The following is a 21,438-nucleotide window of genomic DNA, read 5'->3' on the forward strand; positions in this document are numbered from 1 at the left end:
TAAAATAAAAAATAATATGTAAGATACATATTCATATAATTTTTATTTATAATAAAAATTATTTGTTATTTTTCTTAGATCTTTTTATACTTCTAAGATGCAAATATACTGTATGATGAGAAATGTTTAAGTAATTTGCTACTAATTGAACAGACTCTTTAAATTCGAATATACCCTGGGCATATAATTTTTTTATTATTGTTTTATTATAAACAGAAGGTCCAACTTCATCTTTATCAACAGTTCCTATAACTTTCTTAAGTGCATCTACAATAATATCTTCTGACTTACTATTTTTGTTTCCTTTTGAATCTGAATTAATATTATCAGGAATAAATACTTTTAATGTATTTACCAAAGAAACATCAAATTTCCAACTTATAACCATCATAGCTATAGGAATACCGTTAGAATTTTCTATAACTGTATAATTTATTTTATGGCATTCACCTGTAACAGTTTCAATAAAATTATTTTTAAAAAATTTATTATTATTTTTATCAAGCATTTCATTTAGTATGCTTCTGTCTTTATCGGAAATAGCATCACCAATATTTTTATTATGCAAACATTCATTAACTACAAAAACTATAGGACAATCCTCATTTTCAAAAGAATATATCACTATTTCAACATTATCACCAAGGTATTTACCTAATGATATAGAAATGTTTTTATAACTATTTAATATGCTAAAATCTTCTTGGGTGTATATATAATTATACATTGCTTCTCCAATTTTTATTATTAATACTGTTATAATATAATAATTTTTTTTCATTTTCCAAATTTTTTTCACTAAAATGTTTGTTTTATTATTTTATATATGTATAATTATATTGATAATAATCAATATAGGTAATTAAATGGAAATTAATTTAGATAACTACGCAATAATACCATTAGAAAAAATAAAAGATTATAGAAAACTAATACTAAAAGATAAAATAGAAATCATTTCTAAAAATGAAAATGGAGTAGTTAATGTTATACCATATAATAAAATTGATTATTTATTTAATAATAATTTGGAAGAAAATACTTTATTTGCAGGATCTAAATATTATATATACAAATCTTATTTAGAAATGATAGAATTCTTTATTAATCCAAATGAATTAAACAGTAAAGACTATTTTTATTCTATTTTTACAAATTCTAAGGATCCTATAGAAAATACAAGAAATGCTCAAGAAGCTATACTTGAAGATATATTATCTATGAATGAATATAAAAGAGTTGAAAATATAAAAAACTTATTAATAGAATTAGAAATAGAAGAGAATAGAGATAAATTCACATCTAAAGCTGCAAAACTTGTAGGAGAAATATTAATAAGATTAGGCCTTATGATAAGGATAAATGTAATAGGCAATATATCTGAAAACACTGAAAATCATAAAGGTATATATGACAGTAAAAAATATAATACAAACTATGAAGAATTAATGAAGAGTATTGCTGAAAGTGCTTTCGTATTATTAAATAAAAATTACGAAAAAGAAGATATGTTTAGTGATGTAATAGGATTTACGGGATGTAATATAATAGATCATAGCAATAGACTATTTATTAATACTATAGAATTTATGATATTTTACAATAAAAATATAAGTATGGGAATGCTTTCAAAAATAAGAGCTAAATGGAAAAATGATTATATGCCTTATTATGTAAAAATATCAAGAAAAAATAATTTTATAAAGGACATATCAAAATTAGATAATATATTCAAATTAGGAATAAGACAATTTGATTATACTGAAATTGTGAATATGTCTATAGCGGCACTCCTTCATGATATTACATTAACAGAAATAACTAATTATTTACCAACAGAAAGTGTTAGTATAAACAATGAAATATATTCACATGCTATTAAGTCTTATAATTATATAAAATATTCTATATCTATCAATCAAGATATAAACTTAGCTGTTGGAGTTCATCATGAATATTATGGATACGGACATGGACTTGCTATAACATTATACGAAGCTATGAAATCAAAAAGACCTCATTTTGAATATCCATATTTAATAAGTTTCGATTCCAAAGATATATTTAATTTTACGGCTTTTATATACTATCCTGTAAAAATAATAGAAATACTTGATTTATATGATTTCCTAAAATATAAGCATGATATTTGCATAAGTGAAATAAATACTGATATAGAAATAATAGATTATATGTTTGATAACTTTTTAAAAGATGAAGTAAAAATAGATTATATAATATTTTCAATTTTCAAAAATTATTTGTCAGATATGAAAACTTTTAATCAATAAATACTAAATTATAAAAAGGATAACATATGATAACTATTCGTTTAATTACAATCTTATTTATTATTTTATTCAGTATTTCATGCTCAAATAATGCAAGTAATACTGATAAAAAAGAAACTACTACATCTGAAAGCATATTAGATTATGTTCAAGTGGATTCTCCAAATTCATTTACTCCTTTGGGGATAGGCATAACAGTTGCTCCTCCTGAACATGGACAAAATGGAAAATATTTTATAGTTAATAAAAATATTGCAGAATCAACATTCGATTATATGAATAATGCTTATGTATACAGAGCTTCAAAAGATAAAGAGGCATTATTATCTCTTTATGGGGATTATCAAAATAATACAAATAAAAATTTCATAGAAAATGAGAACAAAATAGATATAGAATATAATATAACTTCTCTTAATGAAAAATTTACTCTATGGCAAGTAGATGATATATATTATGCCTTATCTACAAAAATAGAAGATGATAAAGATTTAACCAATTTGTCTATATTATATGTTAATTCTATATATTGGCATAAAAAGTAATAATATGAAAAATAAAAGGGCTTTATATTAAGCCCTTTTTTAATTCTAAATTAAATAACTAACTAAGCAAAACTATATTAATTCTTGGATTAAAAGCATAATGCTGTTCTATTTTTTTTCTTGTATCTTCTATTAAATTAATAACATCTTCTGCCCTACATTCTGTTTCAGAATCATATAAAGATTCATTGATAATATAATTAGGAAATCTTCTATGCCATTTCATAGCACCAAATTTCATATCAAGTCCACCTACCCTTTCTACCATTTCATAAGCCTTAACATCATAAAAATCATCAAATACAGGACCTATGTTAGCCTCTGTAGGTGCAACAGAACCTCTTATATATCTAAACCAATCTATTCTATTATCAATACTTTCCGGACTATCCTTTTCTAATACCAATACAGCTGATAATATAATTATAAATCTTTTCTCTTTGTCAGTTAAAGCCAAATATTCATCTTTACTTAATTCTATTACTGTGCAGTCTTGTTTATTAAATAATGTTACTGATTTAATCAAATTAAGCAGAGATATTCCGAAAGATTCTAATTTATCGTATATAGCAGCACCTATTCTAGTATTAACCAAAGCAACAAATTCTAATCCTGATAAATTTCTAATTCTTGATTCATGAGAAAGTCTTTCCAAAATAGCAGAGCTATTAGATTTTAAAACACCATCTTCCAAAAACTCAAAAGATTCAAACTCACCCTCTAATGATACTATTATACCATTATACCCATTATCAGAAACTATAACTTTACTAGTATCTCCCATCACAAAATAATCTATAACATTCTTATGCAAAAAATTAGCAAGCTCTAAAAAATCAGATATTTTTTTTACAATAATATATAAATCAATATCTCCACCTACATTAAAACGGCTAAATTTACTAAAAGCTTGATTTATATGATATTCTATATTTCTTTCTTTGAGAAAGTTCTCAACCATTTTGTAATTTTCTTGCATATTCATTACTAATCCTTACTATATTGCCTGCTCCCAAAGTCAATATTATATCTCCATCTTTTTTCATATCATCAAGTACTGGCAATGCATCTTCTATATTTGGCACATATCTTATATGATTATTTTGTTTTTTTACTACATCACATATAATCTCACCGCTTATTCCTGGTATAGGTGCTTCTCCTGCTGCATAAATATCACTAATAATAACTTCATCAGCATCATTAAATGCAGATTCAAAATCATTAAGAAGAAGTTCTGTCCTGCTGTACCTATGCGGCTGAAATACAGCTATTATCCTTCTATTTTTATAAGCATTTCTAACCGATGAAAGTGTTGCTTTTATTTCTGTTGGGTGATGTGCATAATCATCAAACAAAGTTATCTCTTTATCATAAAGTTTATTCAATCTTCTTCCTACACCCTCAAAAGTTTTTAATCCTTCTTTTATATCAGCAATATCAATACCTAAATGAATACCAACACCTATTGAAGCCAAAGAATTCAATACATTATGAATTCCTATAAGAGGAACAGAGAACTCTCCTAAACATTCATTATTATGATAAGCGGTAAAATAAGTTATAGGAGCTTCAACTCTTATAGAATCTTTATCAACATAAAAATCATAATCCTTTGAAAAACCATAAGAATAATATTTTTTATTAGCACTTTTTGATAAATCCTTTACAACATTATCTTCAAAACATAAAAATGAACAACCATAAAAAGGAACTTTATTAATGAACTCTAAAAATGCAACTCTTAAAGCCTCTACATTTCCATAATAATCCAAATGGTCATTATCAATATTAGTAACTATATTAATAACAGGAGAAAGTCTTAAAAAACTTCCATCACTTTCATCAGCCTCACATACCATATACTCACTGCTTAAATCATTACAAGCAGCATTACTTTTCAAATTAAAATGATTTCCGCCTATTATACAAACAGGATTAAGACCTGCATGCATCATTATTTGGCTTATAAGAGATGTTGTTGTTGTTTTTCCATGAGAACCTGATATTGCTATACCATATCTTAAACGCATAAGTTCAGCAAGCATTTCACCTCTTGATATAACTGTTATCTTTTTTGATTTTGCTTCTATAATTTCTTCATTAGTTGGACTTATAGCTGATGAAGTTACAACTGCTGTAACATCATCTTCTATATTTTGAGCTTTATGCCCATAATACACCTTTATTCCTGAAGATTCTAAAGATTCTGTTTTTGCTGTTTTAGCTAAATCGCTTCCTGTTATAGTAAAACCTATAGCATTTAATACACTTGCTATAGCACTCATTCCAATTCCGCCTATTCCTATAAAATGTATCTTTTCTTTTCTCTTTGTAAACATATATTCCTCAATTTTTCATTATTTTTAATTAATTATTTTTTCCTAGAATTCCAGTTATATCATCAACTATTGAAGATACAGCCCTTGCGCTCCAATTGTTTTTAATATTTTCTCTAATTTTTTTCAATCTCTCTTCATTATTTAAATTATTAACAACAATATTCTCTAATTTTTCCTTATCTAAATCAGATTCTTCTATCAAATATGCCATATCTTTATTAAGCAAATCCAAAGCATTAAAATACTGATGATTATCTGTAGCATAAGGAAAAGGTACTAACAATGAAGGAACATTCACAGCTAATATCTCACTGATAGAACTGCTTCCAGCTCTAGATATAACAAAATCTGCTGCATGAAGTAAATTGGCCATATCTCTATAGTAACTATGTACAAATACATTTTCAAATTTGGCATTATTCACTTTAGCAATTATATCATTAGCCCATTTAGGACCTGCAAGCCATACAATATACAGATTATTAACCTTTGATTTTATATCTTTTATACATTCAAAAAATAATTCATTCAATTTCAAAGCACCTTGAGAACCGCCCATAACAACTAAAAGTTTATCATCTTCTTTTAATTTCATAACAGTCCTAGCACTTTCTCTATGAACCACAAAGAAATCATTTCTAACAGGATTTCCAAAAACCTTTCCATTAGGCATAAACTCTAAAGTCTTTGAGAAAGTCAAATATGCTCTTTTAGCATTTTTATAAAATATTCTATTAACTTTACCAGGTATTGAATTCTGCTCGCATAAAAATATTGGTATGTTTTTGTTTTTTGCAGCATAAAGCATAGGAAAAGAAACAAATCCGCCCATACCTATTACACAATCAGGTTTATGCATCTTTATTATACGATATGATTTCATCAAAGCCGGTATAAATTTTAGTATAAATACTATTTTCTTAACAAAATTGCCTGGAGAATTAATATTTATAGTATTAAAATCATAATTGCTCGGTATCAATGGATAATCTTTTTGAGCAACAACAAGTCTTGGTTTATGTCCTTCTTTTTTCATATAATCATATATAGAAATAGCAGGAGTTATATGTCCGGCAGTTCCTCCGCCGCATAAAATTACATTCATTGTTCTCTCCTTTGAGTTATTTTTAATAATATACCTATCATTATCATATTAACAACTAAAGCATTTCTTCCATAACTAATGATAGGAAGCGTCATACCTGTTGTAGGCAGCATAAGTGTAGCCACCATTATATTTAAATATGCCTGCACACTAATGAACATAGTAATAGCAAATGAAAGATTTTTTAAAAACAGATCATTAGTACGCGACGATATTATAAATCCCCTTATAGTAAATGATAAAAATAAAAGCAATATAATCAAATTACCTACTAATCCATATCTTTGCGAAACAGAAGCATATATAAAATCAGTTAAAGCAGCAGGCAAATGCGTGCTAACATCAGCTATATATTCATCTGGAATTCCAGTAATCCCCCCGTAATTGAATGCCAATTTTGCCCTTCTAATTTGATAAACCTCTTCTTCAGGCTGACTTTGAGGATCTAAAAATGACACGACTCTGCTTTTCATATAAGGCGTATTAAAAATAAATATAGCAAAAAGAATTAATAAGAGAACACCTGAAAGAAGTATAGATCTTAAAGGTATGCCTCCATAAAAAAATATAGCAAAACCAACTATAGAAAATAAGAGTGCTGTACCTGAATCCGGCTCTATTAAGATAAGTCCGGACACTATTATTAAAATTAATAACGGAGGAAATAACCCTCTTTTTATATCTATTAATTTCTCTCCTTTCTTACTCAAAACACTAGCAAAATATATACTGCAAGTTATCTTTGCTATCTCAGAAGGCTGTATAGTAATACCTAGAGGAAGAAGGAGCCATCTTTTTGCATAACTGCCAGCAACCGTTATTCCAAATAAACATACAGATGCAAGAAGCAGCAAAGTAAAAAGCAGAATAAAAGGCACCATCTTATCTAAAAATGTAAAGAAATCAGGAATTATCATCATAATAATAGTAACAATAAGCATAAATGATAATAATTTCAAATGATTAGAAAAATATGCTGTATTAGGCTCATGTATAGTTTGCGCCCCATATATAGAAACCAATCCAGCTACAAGTAAAGCTATATATATTATTAATAAATATTTATCAGGAAACAATTTTCTATTTATCATATCACTCTTCTATTTTATAGTATCTTATAACCTAATGACATTTTTAATTCTATAAATGTCGTATTATTATAATGAGGAAGCCCGACATGAAGCCCAGCCGATGCTCCTATATTAAAAATTAAAGTTTCTTTTAAAAAATTGAAGTTTATAATACCAGCCATACCAAATTTATGAGATAAATGTTTTGAATTAATTAAATATGTAAGCCCATAATATCCGCCTATATAGAACATACTTATCTTACCTAAAAGATAAAAATCATTAATTAATTCAAACTCACTTTTTGCATGCAATATTGAAGTTCTGGGATCATAATAATATTTTTTATCCCCAACATTAACATAAGACATATTAAGATTATCTATTAAAATAAAATTATCAAATTTAAATACAAAATACGGAGAAACATTTATTATATACCCAAAGGCATTACCTTTTTCCATGGCATATAATTCATCAAAGGAATAGCTTACATTTTTACTATCAAATCCTGCATAACCAAAATTCATAGCATTAAACATAAAATCAGCATACCCGCTTACTCTAATGCCTAAAAATGATAATGGCCTAATATCTATATATAGTCCAACCATATCTGAAGACAATGAAAAATTATTCTCTATACCAAAATCAACTTTTGTATTTTTAAATAAAAAATTTGTAGCATTTTTATAAAAATATAATCTATAATATAATCTAGTCTCTAAATTAAATTTTATATAATTAAATCCCCCCAAAGCTGTTTGTTCTATAAAAAGTTCATTGCTATAAACACCTGTATTGGTATTAATAGCTAAATTCCTTTCATATATATCCATATTAAAAATAGTATTTATATCTGCAAAAACAATCTTTGAATATATAAAAACTAACACTATAAGAATATTTATTTTTTTCATTCAAATCTCAAAAATTATGAAAACTTTTTAATATGATACTTTATAAAATAAAAAAATCAAGATAAAAAATATAATTTTACTATTTTAATATATAACTAATATATACAAAAAATAGATTGAAAAAAAAGGACATATATGTTAATATAAGATATATTTTGTATCTTACTCAAGGTATGTTCTAATGTATAGAAGTATTATCAAATCGATAATGGAAAACAAAATTGAAGTAATAAAGAAAGACTCTACTTTAGTAGAGGTAGCTTCTCTTGTCTCTAAATCTTCTAATAAAATATTAGCTGTTATTAATGATTCAGACAAAATAGTTGGAATAATTAACTATAATGAACTATTGGTAAATATATTAAAGAATATTAATAAAAAAGATTCAAAAAATATTTTTAATAAAGAAATATCAGCTTTTATGAACAAAAACCTTGTAATAGCGCATCCAGAAGATGATATAACAGTTGCATTTGATATAATGAAAGAAAATAAAATAGATTATTTAGTAATAATAAATAATGATAATTATCCCATTGGAATCGTTAATATATACGATATATATGAAACTATAATAAAAATAAGAATGCGCAGTATGAATATTGCAATCAATGAAGTAGAAAAAAAATCTTCTATGGAAAAAGATAAAGTAATAAAAAAACTAATGAAAGAAATTGATACTTTGCATGCTCAATCAACTATAGATCCTTTAACAGGTTTATTCAATGTAAGATATTTTAATAAAATTATAGAAGAAGAAGTAGAAAGAGCTAAAAGATACAAATATAGTATATCTATTATATTTATGGATCTTGACCATTTCAAAGATATTAACGATATATACGGACATGACTGCGGCAATGTGGTGCTTCATGAAATAGGTAGATTATTAAGTAATACTTCTGAAAATATCAATATGCTTAGAAAGAGCGATATTGCTATTCGTTACGGCGGTGAAGAATTTATAGTTATATGTCCTAATACTAAAAAAGAACAGGCTTATATAGTTGCTGAAAGAATAAGAAAAACAGTAGAAAAAAAGAGATTTAATTATGAATCTACTGTTATAAATGTAACAGTAAGTGTTGGAATTGCTGAACATAAGGGAACATCTAAAAAACCTATAGCAGAAACTATCAAAAATGCTGATACAGCAATGTATGAAGCTAAACATCTTGGAAGAAACAAAGTAATTTTGCATTAATATTATTTTAATTCAAACTATTAAACTGTATAATCAAAGCAACAATATGAATACTATTTTAGAATAATACAAAGAATAAAAGATTATTGTATAAAAAAGGCCGCCAATAAATTAATTGACAGCCATAAATACTTTTTTATTGTTGCTAGAAATAAAGTTTTTATTTGTAACTTCTCTTTTAAAGATCAGAGAAAAAATGAAGTTATAAACTATTCATTTATCTCTTTATAAATCATATACAATTTATTTAACTTGTAAAGAAGTTATAACAGCTAAATCAGCAATATCCTGAGCAGAACATCCTCTTGAAAGGTCATTAGCAGGTTTAGCTATACCTTGAAGCATAGGACCTATAGCAGTACATTTTCCTACTCTCTGAGCTATTTTGTGACCAATATTTCCAGAGTTTAACTCAGGGAATATAAATACATTAGCATCACCTTTAATAGGAGAACCAGGAGCTTTTTGAGCAGCAACTTTTTCAATCATAGCTGCATCAAGCTGCATTTCGCCGTCATAAACGAAATCTACTACCTGTGAATCTAATATTTTTTTAGCTTCTCTAACTCTAGTGATTGATTCATGTTCAGCAGAACCTTTAGTAGAGAATGAAAGTAAAGCAACTTTAGGCTCATTACCTGTCATATTTCTATAAGATTCAGCTGTAGCCTTAGCTATATCAGCAAGCTGTTCAGGTGTAGGCTCAGGTATAACAGCACAGTCAGCAAAACAAGATATACCATTTGTAAATAAAGATTTATCAGGGCTTTCAAGGAAGAATGTAGATGATAAAGTTCTAATTCCTGGTTTTAAGCCTATTAAGAATAAAGCAGCTCTAAGCATTTCACCTGTTGAATAAACAGCACCGCCTACCATACCATCTGCATCATTGTCAGCAATCATTGCAGCAGCTGCATATATAGAATGATTTGTAATTAAATCTTTAGCATGATCTTTAGTCATACCTTTCTTTTCTCTAGCTTTAAAAAGCATTTCAATATATTTTTCTGTTATAGCTTCTTTGGTTGGATCAAAAATTTTGACAAAACCATCATCTAAGTTTAAATCATTTTCTTTAGCTAAACCTTGTATTTTAGCAGTATCTCCTACCAATATAAGTCCTTTAACTAACTGTTCTTTTTTTAGTATAACAGCAGCCTTAACATGTCTTTCATCATATCCTTCTGCCAATACTATAGTTTTAGGATTAGATTTAGCTTTTTCTTTTAAATTATCCATAAATGATGCCATAATAAAAACCTCTTAAAAAATAAAATTCTATTTATATATTTTAATATATAAATTAGAATTTTGCAAACATATACTAGGCATCAGTATAATTTTTATTTAAAATAATTAATATTACTAACATATCTTAGCAATATTTTATTGCTGTTTAATTTTTATTACTAAATTGCATCACTATAAACAAATCAAAATTAATTGATTATAAACAAAACAGACTTTAAAATAAATGAAATCTAAAAATTATATTTAAATAATAATACTTAAAACTACTAAAAATATTCTAATTACAGTTTATTTGTATTGGTGCATTTATGTTATATAGTATACTTCTTTTATAAGATATAGTTAAACAAATAAGCAAAAATCATAAATGTATAAATAGATTATCAATATTAAAAAACAAGTATTAAAATGTTGCAAATTTACAGCAATAAACAAATGTATATGGCAACTTTCATTAAAATATTAAATCAATGCAATTGCATCGGTTTAATAATCTTAATTTATATTTATTTTTTATAAAACTAAACTTATATTAAAAATTATTAACTTTATAAAAAACTATATTTTATACATCTTTTTTTATATTGCTTCCTATTTCGCATATAAATACTGCCGCTATCATACATGCCCCGCCTATAACAAAATTGATGGTAACAGGATCCTTCATAAAAATAACACCTCCCAAAGCTCCCAAAAATGATTCCAAACTTAATATAATTCCTGCTTTGCTAGGATTTACATACTTTTGGGATACAGTTTGAAGTAAATAAGCAATTCCTGTAGCTCCTATAGCCAAATATATAAGAGAATAAATTGCCTCATTTGAGATATCATTAATATTAAAAGGAGTCGATGTTATTGCACCAACTGAAAGAGATACTATACCTGCTATAATAAGCTGCAATGCTGCCATTATTATACCATCTACATATTCAAGCATTTTATCTATAAGCATTAAGTGAACAGCAAATACAATAGCACAAAGTAAAGCAAATAAATCCCCAGCTTCTATACCTGAAAAGCCTTCAAAAGAACTTAATAAATATAAACCTAAAACTGTAATTACCGCTGCTATAAATGCTGAAATATGAGGTCTTTTTTTATATATTAACCAAGAAAAAAATGGTATGAATATAACATATGAACCTGTAAAAAACGCTACTTTTGAAGCAGTTATGAATTTAGAACTCATAGTTTGTAAAAAGAAACCTAAAAATAACGCTATTCCAACAGGTATTGATAATATTATATCCTTTTTGGAAATACTCTTCATTCTTTTGAAAAATACAAGAGATAAAAAAATTCCTCCGGCAAAATTTCTTATTCCTACAAGATAAAAAGGTTCGATTTCTCTAACAACAACTTTAACAGCAACAAAGCTATATCCCCAAATTAATGCTGTTAAAAATATACCTATAGTGCCTAATCTTTCTTTATTAGCCATATACTACTTAACCTAATAATTAAATTTATTAGTATTAAATAATATAATATTTAGATTAAAATGTCAAAATATATTATTATGATTTAAGTTTATTATTAAATAAATTTACAATACTGTTATAGCCTTTTTCTTTAGCAACATCATATTCTTTTTCAAATATATTATTGCTAAAGTCATTTATTTCATAATATTTAACTAATTGCTCACATATCTCAAAGTAACCTTTTGAAGAAGCTATATATAAAGCAGTATCACCATTTATATTCTGTTCTTTTATAGAAGCATTATTTTTAAGGAGATAATCTACAACTTCTGTTTTTCCATTATCTGCGGCTATCATTAAAGCTGTTTCACCAGATTTATTTTTATTATCAATAATATCAGGATAAAGCTCTAAAATATATTTAACAATATCATCATAACCTTTGGCGCATGCAAACATAAAGCAGTTCCAGCCATTAATATCTGTTTGATAAATATCTATACCCTTTTGTATCAAGTATTTAACAGACTTTAAATTATCATATATAACAGCCCACATCAAAGGAGTAATGGATTCTCCGTCGCCTTTTAAACTCATTCCATGCATTAAAAGAAGTTCAACAATATCTATATTTCCTGCTATAATGGCATGTATAATAGCATTTCTATCTATACTATCCGCAGCATATATATCAGCACCATTATCAAGCAAAGTTTTTACTATCTCAATATTACCAATATAGCATGCATACATAAGCGGAGTAACATAATCATCATCAGCCTGATTAACATTAACATTATGCTTTATTAATAAATCTATAATTTCTTTATTTTCTATTTCTATAGCCAATATCAAAGCAGATTTTCCATTATCTGTAACACCATCAGGATGTACCTTATTCATCAGCAAATACTTAACTATATCTTTATGACCTGCAGATGCTGCTATAGCTAATGCTTTAGGAGCTTTTTTCTTTGAATTATCAAAAAAGTATCTTACAACATCTAAATGACCATTATATGCTGCAGATATAAAAGCACTTGAAAATACATTATGCTTATTTCCGCCTAACTTTGAATGTATATAATGAACTAATGATAAATTACCACTAATTGCAGCTATTGTCAAAGAATATTTAGGTATTTCTATATCACCTTTATTAAGTATATACTCTACTATATCTATATTACCGCTAGATATAGCATAAGATAACACAGTTTCTTCGTATATATCAACATCATCTAAATTGGCATGATTATCTATTAAAAATTTAACAGCTTCAAAATTTGATTTCTGACATGAATACATTAAAGGAGTTATATTAATATCAGTTTTGGCATTAACATCAGCACCATTTTCTACAAGAAGTTTTATAATATCAAAATGATTCTCAGAACAAGAATAATGCAAAGGAGTTTCATTATTACAATTACTCAAATTTACCAAAGCTCCATTTTTTATTAATATTTCTGCTATATCTCTATGTCCATTGGCACATGCATTCATTAAAGGAGTTATGTATAACTGATCAGCTTTATTAGGATCTGCTCCAGCATTCAATAGTAATTCAACTATCTCTTTATATCCTGCTTTACAGGCATGTGTTAATGGAGTTAATCCCAATATATTACTTAAATTAACATCTATATCTTTGTTTTTTAATAATATTTCAACAGCTAATACATTATTTTTTGCAGAAGCCTCATGTAATTCAATCTCAATTTCTCTCATAAATAATAAACCTCATATTATATATTAAATGTAATATAAAAGCATAAATAGTCAAACATATTTTATTTTTATAATATAACACAATAACAATAATTTAACAATTATTTAAAAAAAATCAAAAAAATATTACAAATGCCAATGTAGCTATAGAACAGTACAAAGCCGTACCAACTATATCGCATATAGAAGTAAGCATTGGTGCTCCGCTTATAGCTGGATCTATATTTAATTTAGTAAGTATAAAAGGCAGACAAAGCCCTATAACACTTCCAATAAAAACTATACTAAACATTGATATAGATACAATAGCTGCTATTTCTAATCCTCCTCTTATAAAACCTAATATATAGGCTCCAACAGACATACTCAACCCCAACATAGAAGCTACTAATAGCTCTTTTGAAAGCATATAAAACCAATCTTTTAAGACTACATCTCCAATAGCTAAAGACCTTATAACAAGTGTAGCAGACTGACTTCCTGCATTACCTCCGCTTCCTATAAGCAAAGGCAAGAAAACAACCAAAACTATATGTTTTTGAAGTGTATTTTGGAATATACCTATAACACCTCCTGAAAATATATTAATGAATACTAATATTAAAAGCCATAATATCCTCTGTTTGTAAAGAGTGGATATAGGAGTTATTTTTAAATTATCATCAAATTGATCTTCGCTTGAAGTTATTCCCGCCATTTTATGAAAATCATCTGTATATTCTTCTTCTGCGATGTCCATTATATCATCTACTGTAACAATCCCTATCATAGAATGCCTATCATCAACAACAGCAAGAGAGTGAAGATTATATTTCTTTATTACATCAATAGCATTTTCCTGATCATCATAAGCCGATATATAAGGGCAATTATTAGTAATTTCTGATATTAATGTATCTTTATCCGTAAAAAACAATTTCCTTAAAGCAATAGATCCAATCAATGTTCTTCTTGCATCTGTAACGTACAAAGTAGTATATGTTTCTGATTCAGCTATATTGCTTCTAACATATTCAAATGCCTCGCTTACAGTCCAATCTGGCTTTATACTTATATATTCAGGCGTCATCAAACGTCCTATACTTCCTTCAGGATATGCTAAAAGCCATGAAGCTATTTCCCTCTCTTCGCTTCCTAAAAGTTTTAATATATTTTCAGACATAGTTTCAGGAATAGAGGCTAAAAAATATGTTCTGTCATCAGGATTAATATTTTCCAAAAGGTCTTTAATATCAGCTTCCTGCATATTTTCTATGATTCTCTGCTGATCTATAGGAGCAAGTTCAGGAAATACTTTATAATAATACTCATGTGGGAGAATACTAAAAACTTTGTATTTATCATCATTTTTTAGAGAAGTGATGAGATTAGCAGTTTCTACCTCTTGCCATAAAGGAAGTATATCTGTTAATGCATCCCACTCTTTTTCTTCTATCAAATCTTCAATTTCAGGCTGTAAAAGTTCTTTCAGCATACTTATATCCTATGTATTATCTATATAATATAAAACAATTTTTATAATAAATTAATAACTAGTTCCAACCAAATAAGTACCTATTTGTACACCAAAATCAAAAGAATGTATATTATATCTTGAATAACTAGGATGTTTATAATTCATAGCAAAATCATAATTAAAATATAAACCTGCTGCAATAGCTGCAAAACTGCTTAAATTATATTTAAAATCTATAGTAAATTTAAGATATGGTATAACGGCAGATGTAAATGATTTTTTTATTTCATCGGCATTTAATTTTGCATTATAATCACCATCTTGTAAATTAGCTGCCAATGGTATCTTTGCTCCTGCTCCTATACCTAAAGAAAGCACCAAAAAAGTAACTCTAAACATAGCACCTGTATTTAAAGTATCAAATGTATAAGAAACTATTTTAGCCTCCTGAGAATTTATATATTTATAAGAACTTCTATAATACCCTATATCGGCCAATACATCAAATCCTAATAATCCTCCGAAATCATAAAAATAGCCGGGCTGAACCAATACTCCGAAATCGAATGAACTACTGCTTTTTAGTATATCAATTTTACTATTATCTAATCCTCTCAAATCAGCAAAAGCAAAACTTCCTGTCAATGGCACAAATAAAGCAACACCGCCCCCATGCTGAGCAAATGAATTTACACTAAAAAATATAATAAAAAATAAAGATGCTATTAATTTCTTCATGATGTTCTCTCTCAAATTATGTATATATTATTATAATATAAAAAAAACAATATAATGTCAAATATTAAACTTCTATACTAAGTCCGTCATAAGCAGGATACATATTTGGAGGAAGTTCTTTTTCTAAATTTTTGTGTAAAACATCATGAGTCATATGAGTAAAATAAGCCTTTTTAACACCTAATTTGTCTGCTATATTTACAGATTCCTGTAATGATAAATGAGTATGATGCTGTCTGTATCTTAATCCATTTAAAACTAAAATTTCAGTTCCTTCAATTAATTTTAAACTCTCATCGCTTATATAGCTTGCATCTGTTATATATGTAAAATTATTGAATCTATAACCCAATATATTAAGAACCCCATGCTTTACAGATATAGGAGTAACTTTTATATCATCAAACATCATTTCACTTTCTATATGATGAAAAACAACCTGAGGAAGTCCTCCGCCTAATTGAACAGGATTAAAAAAGAAATCATACTTCTCTCTTAAATTATCCATAGTATCTTTATTACCATAACAATCTATTGCTGTATGCATTATAAAATTTAATGATCTTAAATCTACAATTCCTGAAGTATGATCAGCATGCGAATGTGTATAAAATACAGCTTCAAGACTATCAACTTTTTCTCTTAACATCTGGGCCCTAAAATCGGCAGAAGTGTCTACAATATAATTTTTATCATTATGTCTTATCAGTATTGATGAGCGAGTTCTCTTATCTCTTTTATCTTTACTTCTGCATACTTTACATTTACATCCAATCATAGGAACACCATCGGAAGTACCTGTACCTAAAAAAGTTATTCTCATAATATACCTCCTTTTTTATGTATGCATATTATATAACTTATATTTTTTATATCAATACTGAAGTTTTTCTATGAATCTTTTTGCTAAGATTTCAGCATCTATATTTTCTATACATATATGATTATTAGGGCAGTTCTTTCTTTTGTAGCATCTTGCACATTCTAAATTTTCTACCCTTATAGTTTCAGAATTTTTTGCTATTGGCCCTACCCTAACTTCGCTTGTAGGTCCGAATATTGCTATAAGCGGTTTTTGAAATGCACATCCTGTATGCATAGGAAAAGAATCTACTGTTATCATTCCTTTTGAATTTCTTATAAGATATGCTAATTGAGGAAGATTAAAAAGTCCTGAAGTATTTAATACATTATCAAAACCTTTTACTATTTCAGAACATTCTTTATCATAATCAGATGTAGCTGAAACTATTATTTGTATGTCTTTTAATTTTTGTATTTCTTTTATTATCTCTCTTGATTTATTAACAGATAAATCTTTAGTATCCCATCTTGAAAATGGAGAAAAAACTATATATTCATTATCTATATCAAAATTGCTGTTTATTGAATACTTTATATCTTTTATTCTTTCAGCAAAATCTATATCTATATTTTTAGGTAAAAAATAGTCTAAATCTGTACCGTCATCAGGACAGTCTATAAACTTCAAGAAAGATAATAAACCTACTATTGCATTTATATCTTTATAATAATTACTTTTAAGTCCTAGCCATTTACCCTTAGCATATTTCTTTTTTGAATGACATAAATACAAAAATATAACACTCCTTTCAAGTCCCTGCAAATCCATAGCTATATCATAATGCTCTTTTCTTACTTCTTTTATATGCGAAAAGAATTCTCTTATAGTTGAAAAAAACAATAAAGGAGATTTAAATATCTCTGTTTCATATTTGTATATATCCAAAACATACAATTTATTTATATAAGGATTATTCTCTAATATTCCTAAAGCTCTTTTATCTGTAACAACATCTATAGTACAGTCAGGCTTCCATTTTTTTAGTGCCCTTATAACAGGCGTCATATGCAAAACATCTCCCAAAGAAGTTTGTTTTATTAAAAGTATCTTCATTATTAAATACACCTTATTAAATAATAATATAATCATATATATTTTTTTATAATAATCAATAAAAAATAATAAAAATATACAAAACTTACTACAAACAGTATTGACAAAATTACTTTATATAGTAATATTACTATATAAAGTAATTAATTAAAAAATCAAAAAATAAATATAAAAGGATTAAAAAATGAAAAATAATAAAACTATAATTTTTGTATTAATGATAATATTTGTATTAATATCATCATTCACTATAAGTAAAAAATATATGTATCCAAAAAATGAAACTGATGAAGTTATAACAATAGGAATAAGTCAGATGATAGAGCATGATGCATTAGATTTAATTTATAAAGGCATAGAAGATGAATTAAATAAATATTATAAAGACAGCAATAAAAAAATAAATATTGATTATCAAAATGCTCAAGGCGAACAGGCAAACTGCAATACAATAGCTCAAAAGTTCGTTAATGATAAAAAAGATATTATAATAGCAATAGGCACCCCTTCGGCACAGTCAGCCGTCAATTTAACGAAGGATATACCAATAATAGTTTCAGGCATAGGCGATCCAATAGGTGCAAGGTTAGTAACGAATTTAAATAAACCGAATGTAAATGTAACTGGAATTATAAATCTTCCTCCTATAGCAAAGCAAATAGAGCTTATGCATAAACTTCTTCCAAATGCTAAAAAAATAGGACTTTTATATTGCTCAAGTGAAATCAATTCTGCATATCAAATAAAGCTAGCAAAAGAAAAATTGGATTCACTCGGACTTGAGTATATTGATTTAACTGTTGCAAATGCCAATGAAATTCAGCAAATTATGTTAAGTGCTGTAGATAAAGTAGATGCTATATTCTCACCTACCGATAATATAATAGCAAACAGCATGGCTAATGTTGCTATGATAGAAGAAAGCACAAAAATTCCTGTTGTATGTGCCGATGCCAGCATGACAAAAATAGGAGGCACTGTTACTTATTCTGTTGATTATTATGATATGGGAATTGCTACTGCTAAAAAGACAATAGAAGTATTAGAAGGTATAAAAGATATAAAAAACATACCATTAGAGCCTTCAGAGAATTATAACTTTGTTGTTAATACGAATATGATAGAAAAATTAGGACTAAGCATACCAAACTATATTTATAATAATTAATGCAATAATAAAAAGCGAATAGTTCCGTATTTAGATTACTACATAAATAAGGCTTGTAATTATTATATATAATTGCAAGCCTATAATATTTAATTATTATCTGTTTTCCTTAAAAAAATGTTCTTCCACTCTTATACAAATTTCATGATATATTGCCTCATGAAATTCCTGAGATATATGAGTTTCTTTTGCAGGAGCCTTAATAGCAATATCAGCCATCTCAGCAAGTTTTCCACCATTCTCATTAGTAAATGATACAACTTTTATTCCCATAGCCTTAGCAAGTTTTGCAGCATATATAATATTCTTTGCATTTCCTGATGTGCTTATAGCGAAGAAAATATCTCCTTTATCTCCAAATCCCAATAATTGCTGGGCAAATACCAAATAAGGTTCTTTGTCATTAAGATAAGCACTTGAAAGTCCTAAATGTGAAGTTAAAGCAACAGCTCTTAAAGGAGATTCTAAATTATCAGCAATATACTGTCCGTCATCAAACTGTAAAAGCTCCTTTCTTATCTCTTCATTAATAGGACGCTTCTTTAAAAAACTCTTTAATAACTCTCCTGCTATATGCTCACTATCGCAGGCACTTCCTCCGTTTCCTGCTATTAAAACTTTATTTCCTCTTTCATAGCATTTTATAGTTTCATTTATAGCAGATTCAATATTATCTTTTATACTTTCCAATTTTGGAATTCTTTTTATTAATTCTTCTATCATTTAATATTCCTCAAAATAAATTACGATTAATTATATATAGATTTTAAAAATTTAAAAAATATTATTCAGTAGCACCATACTCCGTTAAAAACGCTATCAAAGTATCAGGCTTTTTATAATTATTTTTCACATAAGTAAGTGCAGTTCTTCCGTTCTTATCTCTAGCATTAACATCTATTCCATTATCACAAAGAAGTCTAGCAACTGGAAGCATATTTTCACTTTTATCAGCAGACATAAAAACCATTATCAATGCATTATCTCCATCATTGTTAATGGCATTTATATTTACTTTATAATCAATCAAAGTCTTCACTATATCGGTATACAATTTATATGAAGCTATATGCAAAGCAGTTTCTCCATAACTATTAGAGGCATTAACATCTGCTTTTGCCTTTAATAAAATCTTCACAATATCATGATATCCGCCTGTTGCAGCCATTAATAAAGCAGTATAACCCACTTTATCAGAAACATTCACATCTGCATTAGAATTTACTAAAAGCCTTACAATAGCGGTATGTCCATGATGAGATGCAAGCATTAATCCTGTAACTCCATCCTCAGATACAACATTAACATTAACCTTTTTGTTTATAAAGGCAACAACTGCATCATATTTACCTTCTTCACAAGATTTTAAAAACTTGCTTTCATTATCAGTCAAAGCATAGGATACATTAAAAAATAGTGCAAAAATAAAAATAATATTTATTAATTTTTTCATAAACAACCCAATATATATAACTATTATATATAATATCATTAAAACCATATTTGTAAAATACTTTTTGTTTAGTTATGTAAAAAATGTTCAATACATTCCGCCATCAACGCTTATAACCTGCTTAGTAATATAATTAGCCTCATCAGATAATAAGAAATTTACAGCATTTGCCACATCCTCTGGCTTTCCTATTCTTTTTAAAGGTATCATATTTTTAGCATGCTCTATTATTTCATCATTAATCATTTCGCTTTCAATAATACCCGGAGCAATACAATTTACAGTAATATTTCTTTTATCCAATTCTATAGCTAAAGATTTAACAGCACCTATTAATCCTGCCTTAGAAGCTGCATAATTAACCTGTCCCCTATTACCAATAAGACCAGTTATTGAACTTATAGCTATAATTCTTCCGCCTTTTTTATTTCTTATCATAGGCATTATGAGAGGATTAACTATATTATAAAAACTTTTAAGATTAACATCTATGACATTATCCCATTCATCTCCGCTCATAGCAGGAAAAGCATTATCCATAGTGATTCCAGATGAAAGTACTATACCATAATAAGCTCCGTTTTCTTCTATATCTTTAGTTAATATATTTTTAACTTCTTCTCTGTCTGTAATATTCATTTTTAAAAATCTTATGTTAACATCATAATCTTTTGAAAAATCTTTTATTTTCTCTATAAAAGAATCATTTTTATTATAGCACATTACAGCATCGTATCCGTTTTCTATAATCTTTTTTGATATAGCAAATCCTATACTGCCTGAAGCACCTGTTATTAAAATAGATTTATTTTTCATCTT

20 protein-coding genes are annotated in these 21,438 nt (G+C 27.0%); 4 read left to right on the forward strand and 16 right to left on the reverse strand.

Annotated features, from left to right (window positions below; translation table 11 throughout):
• Positions 1 to 58 precede the first annotated feature (58 nt).
• On the reverse strand, positions 59 to 727 hold the full coding sequence (locus BRSU_RS06605) for a helix-turn-helix domain-containing protein (protein WP_048595145.1): 669 nt from the start codon (positions 725 to 727) through the stop codon (positions 59 to 61).
• Positions 728 to 866: 139 nt separating this feature from the next.
• Between BRSU_RS06605 and BRSU_RS06610 the strand changes: the two genes are divergently transcribed.
• A complete protein-coding gene (locus BRSU_RS06610) occupies positions 867 to 2,291 on the forward strand; it encodes an HD-GYP domain-containing protein (protein WP_048594487.1) in 1,425 nt (474 codons plus the stop codon).
• A 26-nt stretch (positions 2,292 to 2,317) separates the two neighbouring features.
• Positions 2,318 to 2,836, forward strand: coding sequence for a hypothetical protein (locus BRSU_RS06615; protein ID WP_048594489.1), 519 nt, complete (start codon positions 2,318 to 2,320; stop codon positions 2,834 to 2,836).
• A 58-nt stretch (positions 2,837 to 2,894) separates the two neighbouring features.
• Here BRSU_RS06615 and BRSU_RS06620 read toward each other — a convergent pair whose 3' ends face one another.
• The 5 genes from BRSU_RS06620 to BRSU_RS06640 are packed head-to-tail and all read right to left on the reverse strand — an operon-like array spanning position 2,895 to position 8,273.
• Complete coding sequence (locus BRSU_RS06620; protein WP_048594490.1) at positions 2,895 to 3,821, reverse strand: UDP-N-acetylmuramate dehydrogenase; 927 nt, start codon at positions 3,819 to 3,821, stop codon at positions 2,895 to 2,897.
• Entirely contained in the window at positions 3,790 to 5,178 is a 1,389-nt protein-coding gene (gene murC / locus BRSU_RS06625) for a UDP-N-acetylmuramate--L-alanine ligase (RefSeq protein ID WP_048594491.1), read from the reverse strand. Before murC ends, BRSU_RS06620 begins: the two co-directional genes overlap by 32 nt.
• A gap of 28 nt (positions 5,179 to 5,206) precedes the next feature.
• Entirely contained in the window at positions 5,207 to 6,283 is a 1,077-nt protein-coding gene (locus BRSU_RS06630) for a UDP-N-acetylglucosamine--N-acetylmuramyl-(pentapeptide) pyrophosphoryl-undecaprenol N-acetylglucosamine transferase (RefSeq protein ID WP_048594492.1), read from the reverse strand.
• On the reverse strand, positions 6,280 to 7,374 hold the full coding sequence (locus BRSU_RS06635) for an FtsW/RodA/SpoVE family cell cycle protein (protein WP_048594493.1): 1,095 nt from the start codon (positions 7,372 to 7,374) through the stop codon (positions 6,280 to 6,282). The genes BRSU_RS06630 and BRSU_RS06635 overlap by 4 nt, the downstream gene beginning before the upstream one ends.
• 14 nt (positions 7,375 to 7,388) lie before the next feature.
• Complete coding sequence (locus BRSU_RS06640; RefSeq protein ID WP_048594495.1) at positions 7,389 to 8,273, reverse strand: hypothetical protein; 885 nt, start codon at positions 8,271 to 8,273, stop codon at positions 7,389 to 7,391.
• 181 nt (positions 8,274 to 8,454) lie between these two features.
• On the opposite strand from BRSU_RS06640, the gene BRSU_RS06645 reads away from it, so the two are divergent.
• Complete coding sequence (locus BRSU_RS06645) at positions 8,455 to 9,477, forward strand: diguanylate cyclase (protein ID WP_048594496.1); 1,023 nt, start codon at positions 8,455 to 8,457, stop codon at positions 9,475 to 9,477.
• A 243-nt stretch (positions 9,478 to 9,720) separates the two neighbouring features.
• Here BRSU_RS06645 and pta read toward each other — a convergent pair whose 3' ends face one another.
• The 7 genes from pta to BRSU_RS06680 all read right to left on the reverse strand — a co-directional run bounded on the left by pta (position 9,721) and on the right by BRSU_RS06680 (position 17,998).
• Entirely contained in the window at positions 9,721 to 10,728 is a 1,008-nt protein-coding gene (gene pta, locus BRSU_RS06650) for a phosphate acetyltransferase (protein ID WP_048594498.1), read from the reverse strand.
• Between the two features lie 565 nt (positions 10,729 to 11,293).
• Positions 11,294 to 12,172 (reverse strand): DMT family transporter, encoded by an 879-nt coding sequence (locus BRSU_RS06655; RefSeq protein WP_048594500.1) that lies wholly within the window; start codon positions 12,170 to 12,172, stop codon positions 11,294 to 11,296.
• Between the two features lie 76 nt (positions 12,173 to 12,248).
• Complete coding sequence (locus BRSU_RS06660) at positions 12,249 to 13,886, reverse strand: ankyrin repeat domain-containing protein (RefSeq protein ID WP_048594502.1); 1,638 nt, start codon at positions 13,884 to 13,886, stop codon at positions 12,249 to 12,251.
• Between the two features lie 115 nt (positions 13,887 to 14,001).
• On the reverse strand, positions 14,002 to 15,360 hold the full coding sequence (gene mgtE, locus BRSU_RS06665; protein WP_048594504.1) for a magnesium transporter: 1,359 nt from the start codon (positions 15,358 to 15,360) through the stop codon (positions 14,002 to 14,004).
• Positions 15,361 to 15,411: 51 nt separating this feature from the next.
• Positions 15,412 to 16,080, reverse strand: coding sequence for a hypothetical protein (locus tag BRSU_RS06670; RefSeq protein WP_048594505.1), 669 nt, complete (start codon positions 16,078 to 16,080; stop codon positions 15,412 to 15,414).
• 64 nt (positions 16,081 to 16,144) lie between these two features.
• Positions 16,145 to 16,903, reverse strand: coding sequence for an MBL fold metallo-hydrolase (locus tag BRSU_RS06675; RefSeq protein ID WP_048594506.1), 759 nt, complete (start codon positions 16,901 to 16,903; stop codon positions 16,145 to 16,147).
• 51 nt (positions 16,904 to 16,954) lie between these two features.
• The gene (locus BRSU_RS06680) at positions 16,955 to 17,998 is read right to left on the reverse strand and encodes a glycosyltransferase family 9 protein (protein ID WP_048594507.1); all 1,044 of its coding nucleotides are present in this window, start codon (positions 17,996 to 17,998) and stop codon (positions 16,955 to 16,957) included.
• A 184-nt stretch (positions 17,999 to 18,182) separates the two neighbouring features.
• On the opposite strand from BRSU_RS06680, the gene BRSU_RS06685 reads away from it, so the two are divergent.
• A complete protein-coding gene (locus tag BRSU_RS06685; protein ID WP_048594509.1) occupies positions 18,183 to 19,166 on the forward strand; it encodes an ABC transporter substrate-binding protein in 984 nt (327 codons plus the stop codon).
• A gap of 96 nt (positions 19,167 to 19,262) precedes the next feature.
• On the opposite strand, the gene BRSU_RS06690 is transcribed toward BRSU_RS06685, so the two are convergent.
• From BRSU_RS06690 to fabG, 3 genes are all read right to left on the reverse strand, one after another.
• Entirely contained in the window at positions 19,263 to 19,889 is a 627-nt protein-coding gene (locus BRSU_RS06690; RefSeq protein WP_048594511.1) for a D-sedoheptulose-7-phosphate isomerase, read from the reverse strand.
• Positions 19,890 to 19,950: 61 nt separating this feature from the next.
• On the reverse strand, positions 19,951 to 20,619 hold the full coding sequence (locus BRSU_RS06695) for an ankyrin repeat domain-containing protein (protein ID WP_048594513.1): 669 nt from the start codon (positions 20,617 to 20,619) through the stop codon (positions 19,951 to 19,953).
• Positions 20,620 to 20,706: 87 nt separating this feature from the next.
• Positions 20,707 to 21,435, reverse strand: coding sequence for a 3-oxoacyl-ACP reductase FabG (gene fabG / locus BRSU_RS06700; protein WP_048594515.1), 729 nt, complete (start codon positions 21,433 to 21,435; stop codon positions 20,707 to 20,709).
• Between the last annotated feature and the right edge of the window lie 3 nt (positions 21,436 to 21,438).

The organism is Brachyspira suanatina (assembly GCF_001049755.1).
Lineage (GTDB): Bacteria > Spirochaetota > Brachyspiria > Brachyspirales > Brachyspiraceae > Brachyspira > Brachyspira suanatina.

Bases quoted from the DNA above. Each gene is read 5' to 3' on its own strand.
- BRSU_RS06605 (WP_048595145.1), bottom strand. From the start codon at position 727: ATGTATAATTATATATACACCCAAGAAGATTTTAGCATATTAAATAGT.
- BRSU_RS06610 (WP_048594487.1), top strand. From the start codon at position 867: ATGGAAATTAATTTAGATAACTACGCAATAATACCATTAGAAAAAATA.
- BRSU_RS06615 (WP_048594489.1), top strand. From the start codon at position 2,318: ATGATAACTATTCGTTTAATTACAATCTTATTTATTATTTTATTCAGT.
- BRSU_RS06620 (WP_048594490.1), bottom strand. From the start codon at position 3,821: ATGAATATGCAAGAAAATTACAAAATGGTTGAGAACTTTCTCAAAGAA.
- murC (WP_048594491.1), bottom strand. From the start codon at position 5,178: ATGTTTACAAAGAGAAAAGAAAAGATACATTTTATAGGAATAGGCGGA.
- BRSU_RS06630 (WP_048594492.1), bottom strand. From the start codon at position 6,283: ATGAATGTAATTTTATGCGGCGGAGGAACTGCCGGACATATAACTCCT.
- BRSU_RS06635 (WP_048594493.1), bottom strand. From the start codon at position 7,374: ATGATAAATAGAAAATTGTTTCCTGATAAATATTTATTAATAATATAT.
- BRSU_RS06640 (WP_048594495.1), bottom strand. From the start codon at position 8,273: ATGAAAAAAATAAATATTCTTATAGTGTTAGTTTTTATATATTCAAAG.
- BRSU_RS06645 (WP_048594496.1), top strand. From the start codon at position 8,455: ATGTATAGAAGTATTATCAAATCGATAATGGAAAACAAAATTGAAGTA.
- pta (WP_048594498.1), bottom strand. From the start codon at position 10,728: ATGGCATCATTTATGGATAATTTAAAAGAAAAAGCTAAATCTAATCCT.
- BRSU_RS06655 (WP_048594500.1), bottom strand. From the start codon at position 12,172: ATGGCTAATAAAGAAAGATTAGGCACTATAGGTATATTTTTAACAGCA.
- BRSU_RS06660 (WP_048594502.1), bottom strand. From the start codon at position 13,886: ATGAGAGAAATTGAGATTGAATTACATGAGGCTTCTGCAAAAAATAAT.
- mgtE (WP_048594504.1), bottom strand. From the start codon at position 15,360: ATGCTGAAAGAACTTTTACAGCCTGAAATTGAAGATTTGATAGAAGAA.
- BRSU_RS06670 (WP_048594505.1), bottom strand. From the start codon at position 16,080: ATGAAGAAATTAATAGCATCTTTATTTTTTATTATATTTTTTAGTGTA.
- BRSU_RS06675 (WP_048594506.1), bottom strand. From the start codon at position 16,903: ATGAGAATAACTTTTTTAGGTACAGGTACTTCCGATGGTGTTCCTATG.
- BRSU_RS06680 (WP_048594507.1), bottom strand. From the start codon at position 17,998: ATGAAGATACTTTTAATAAAACAAACTTCTTTGGGAGATGTTTTGCAT.
- BRSU_RS06685 (WP_048594509.1), top strand. From the start codon at position 18,183: ATGAAAAATAATAAAACTATAATTTTTGTATTAATGATAATATTTGTA.
- BRSU_RS06690 (WP_048594511.1), bottom strand. From the start codon at position 19,889: ATGATAGAAGAATTAATAAAAAGAATTCCAAAATTGGAAAGTATAAAA.
- BRSU_RS06695 (WP_048594513.1), bottom strand. From the start codon at position 20,619: ATGAAAAAATTAATAAATATTATTTTTATTTTTGCACTATTTTTTAAT.
- fabG (WP_048594515.1), bottom strand. From the start codon at position 21,435: ATGAAAAATAAATCTATTTTAATAACAGGTGCTTCAGGCAGTATAGGA.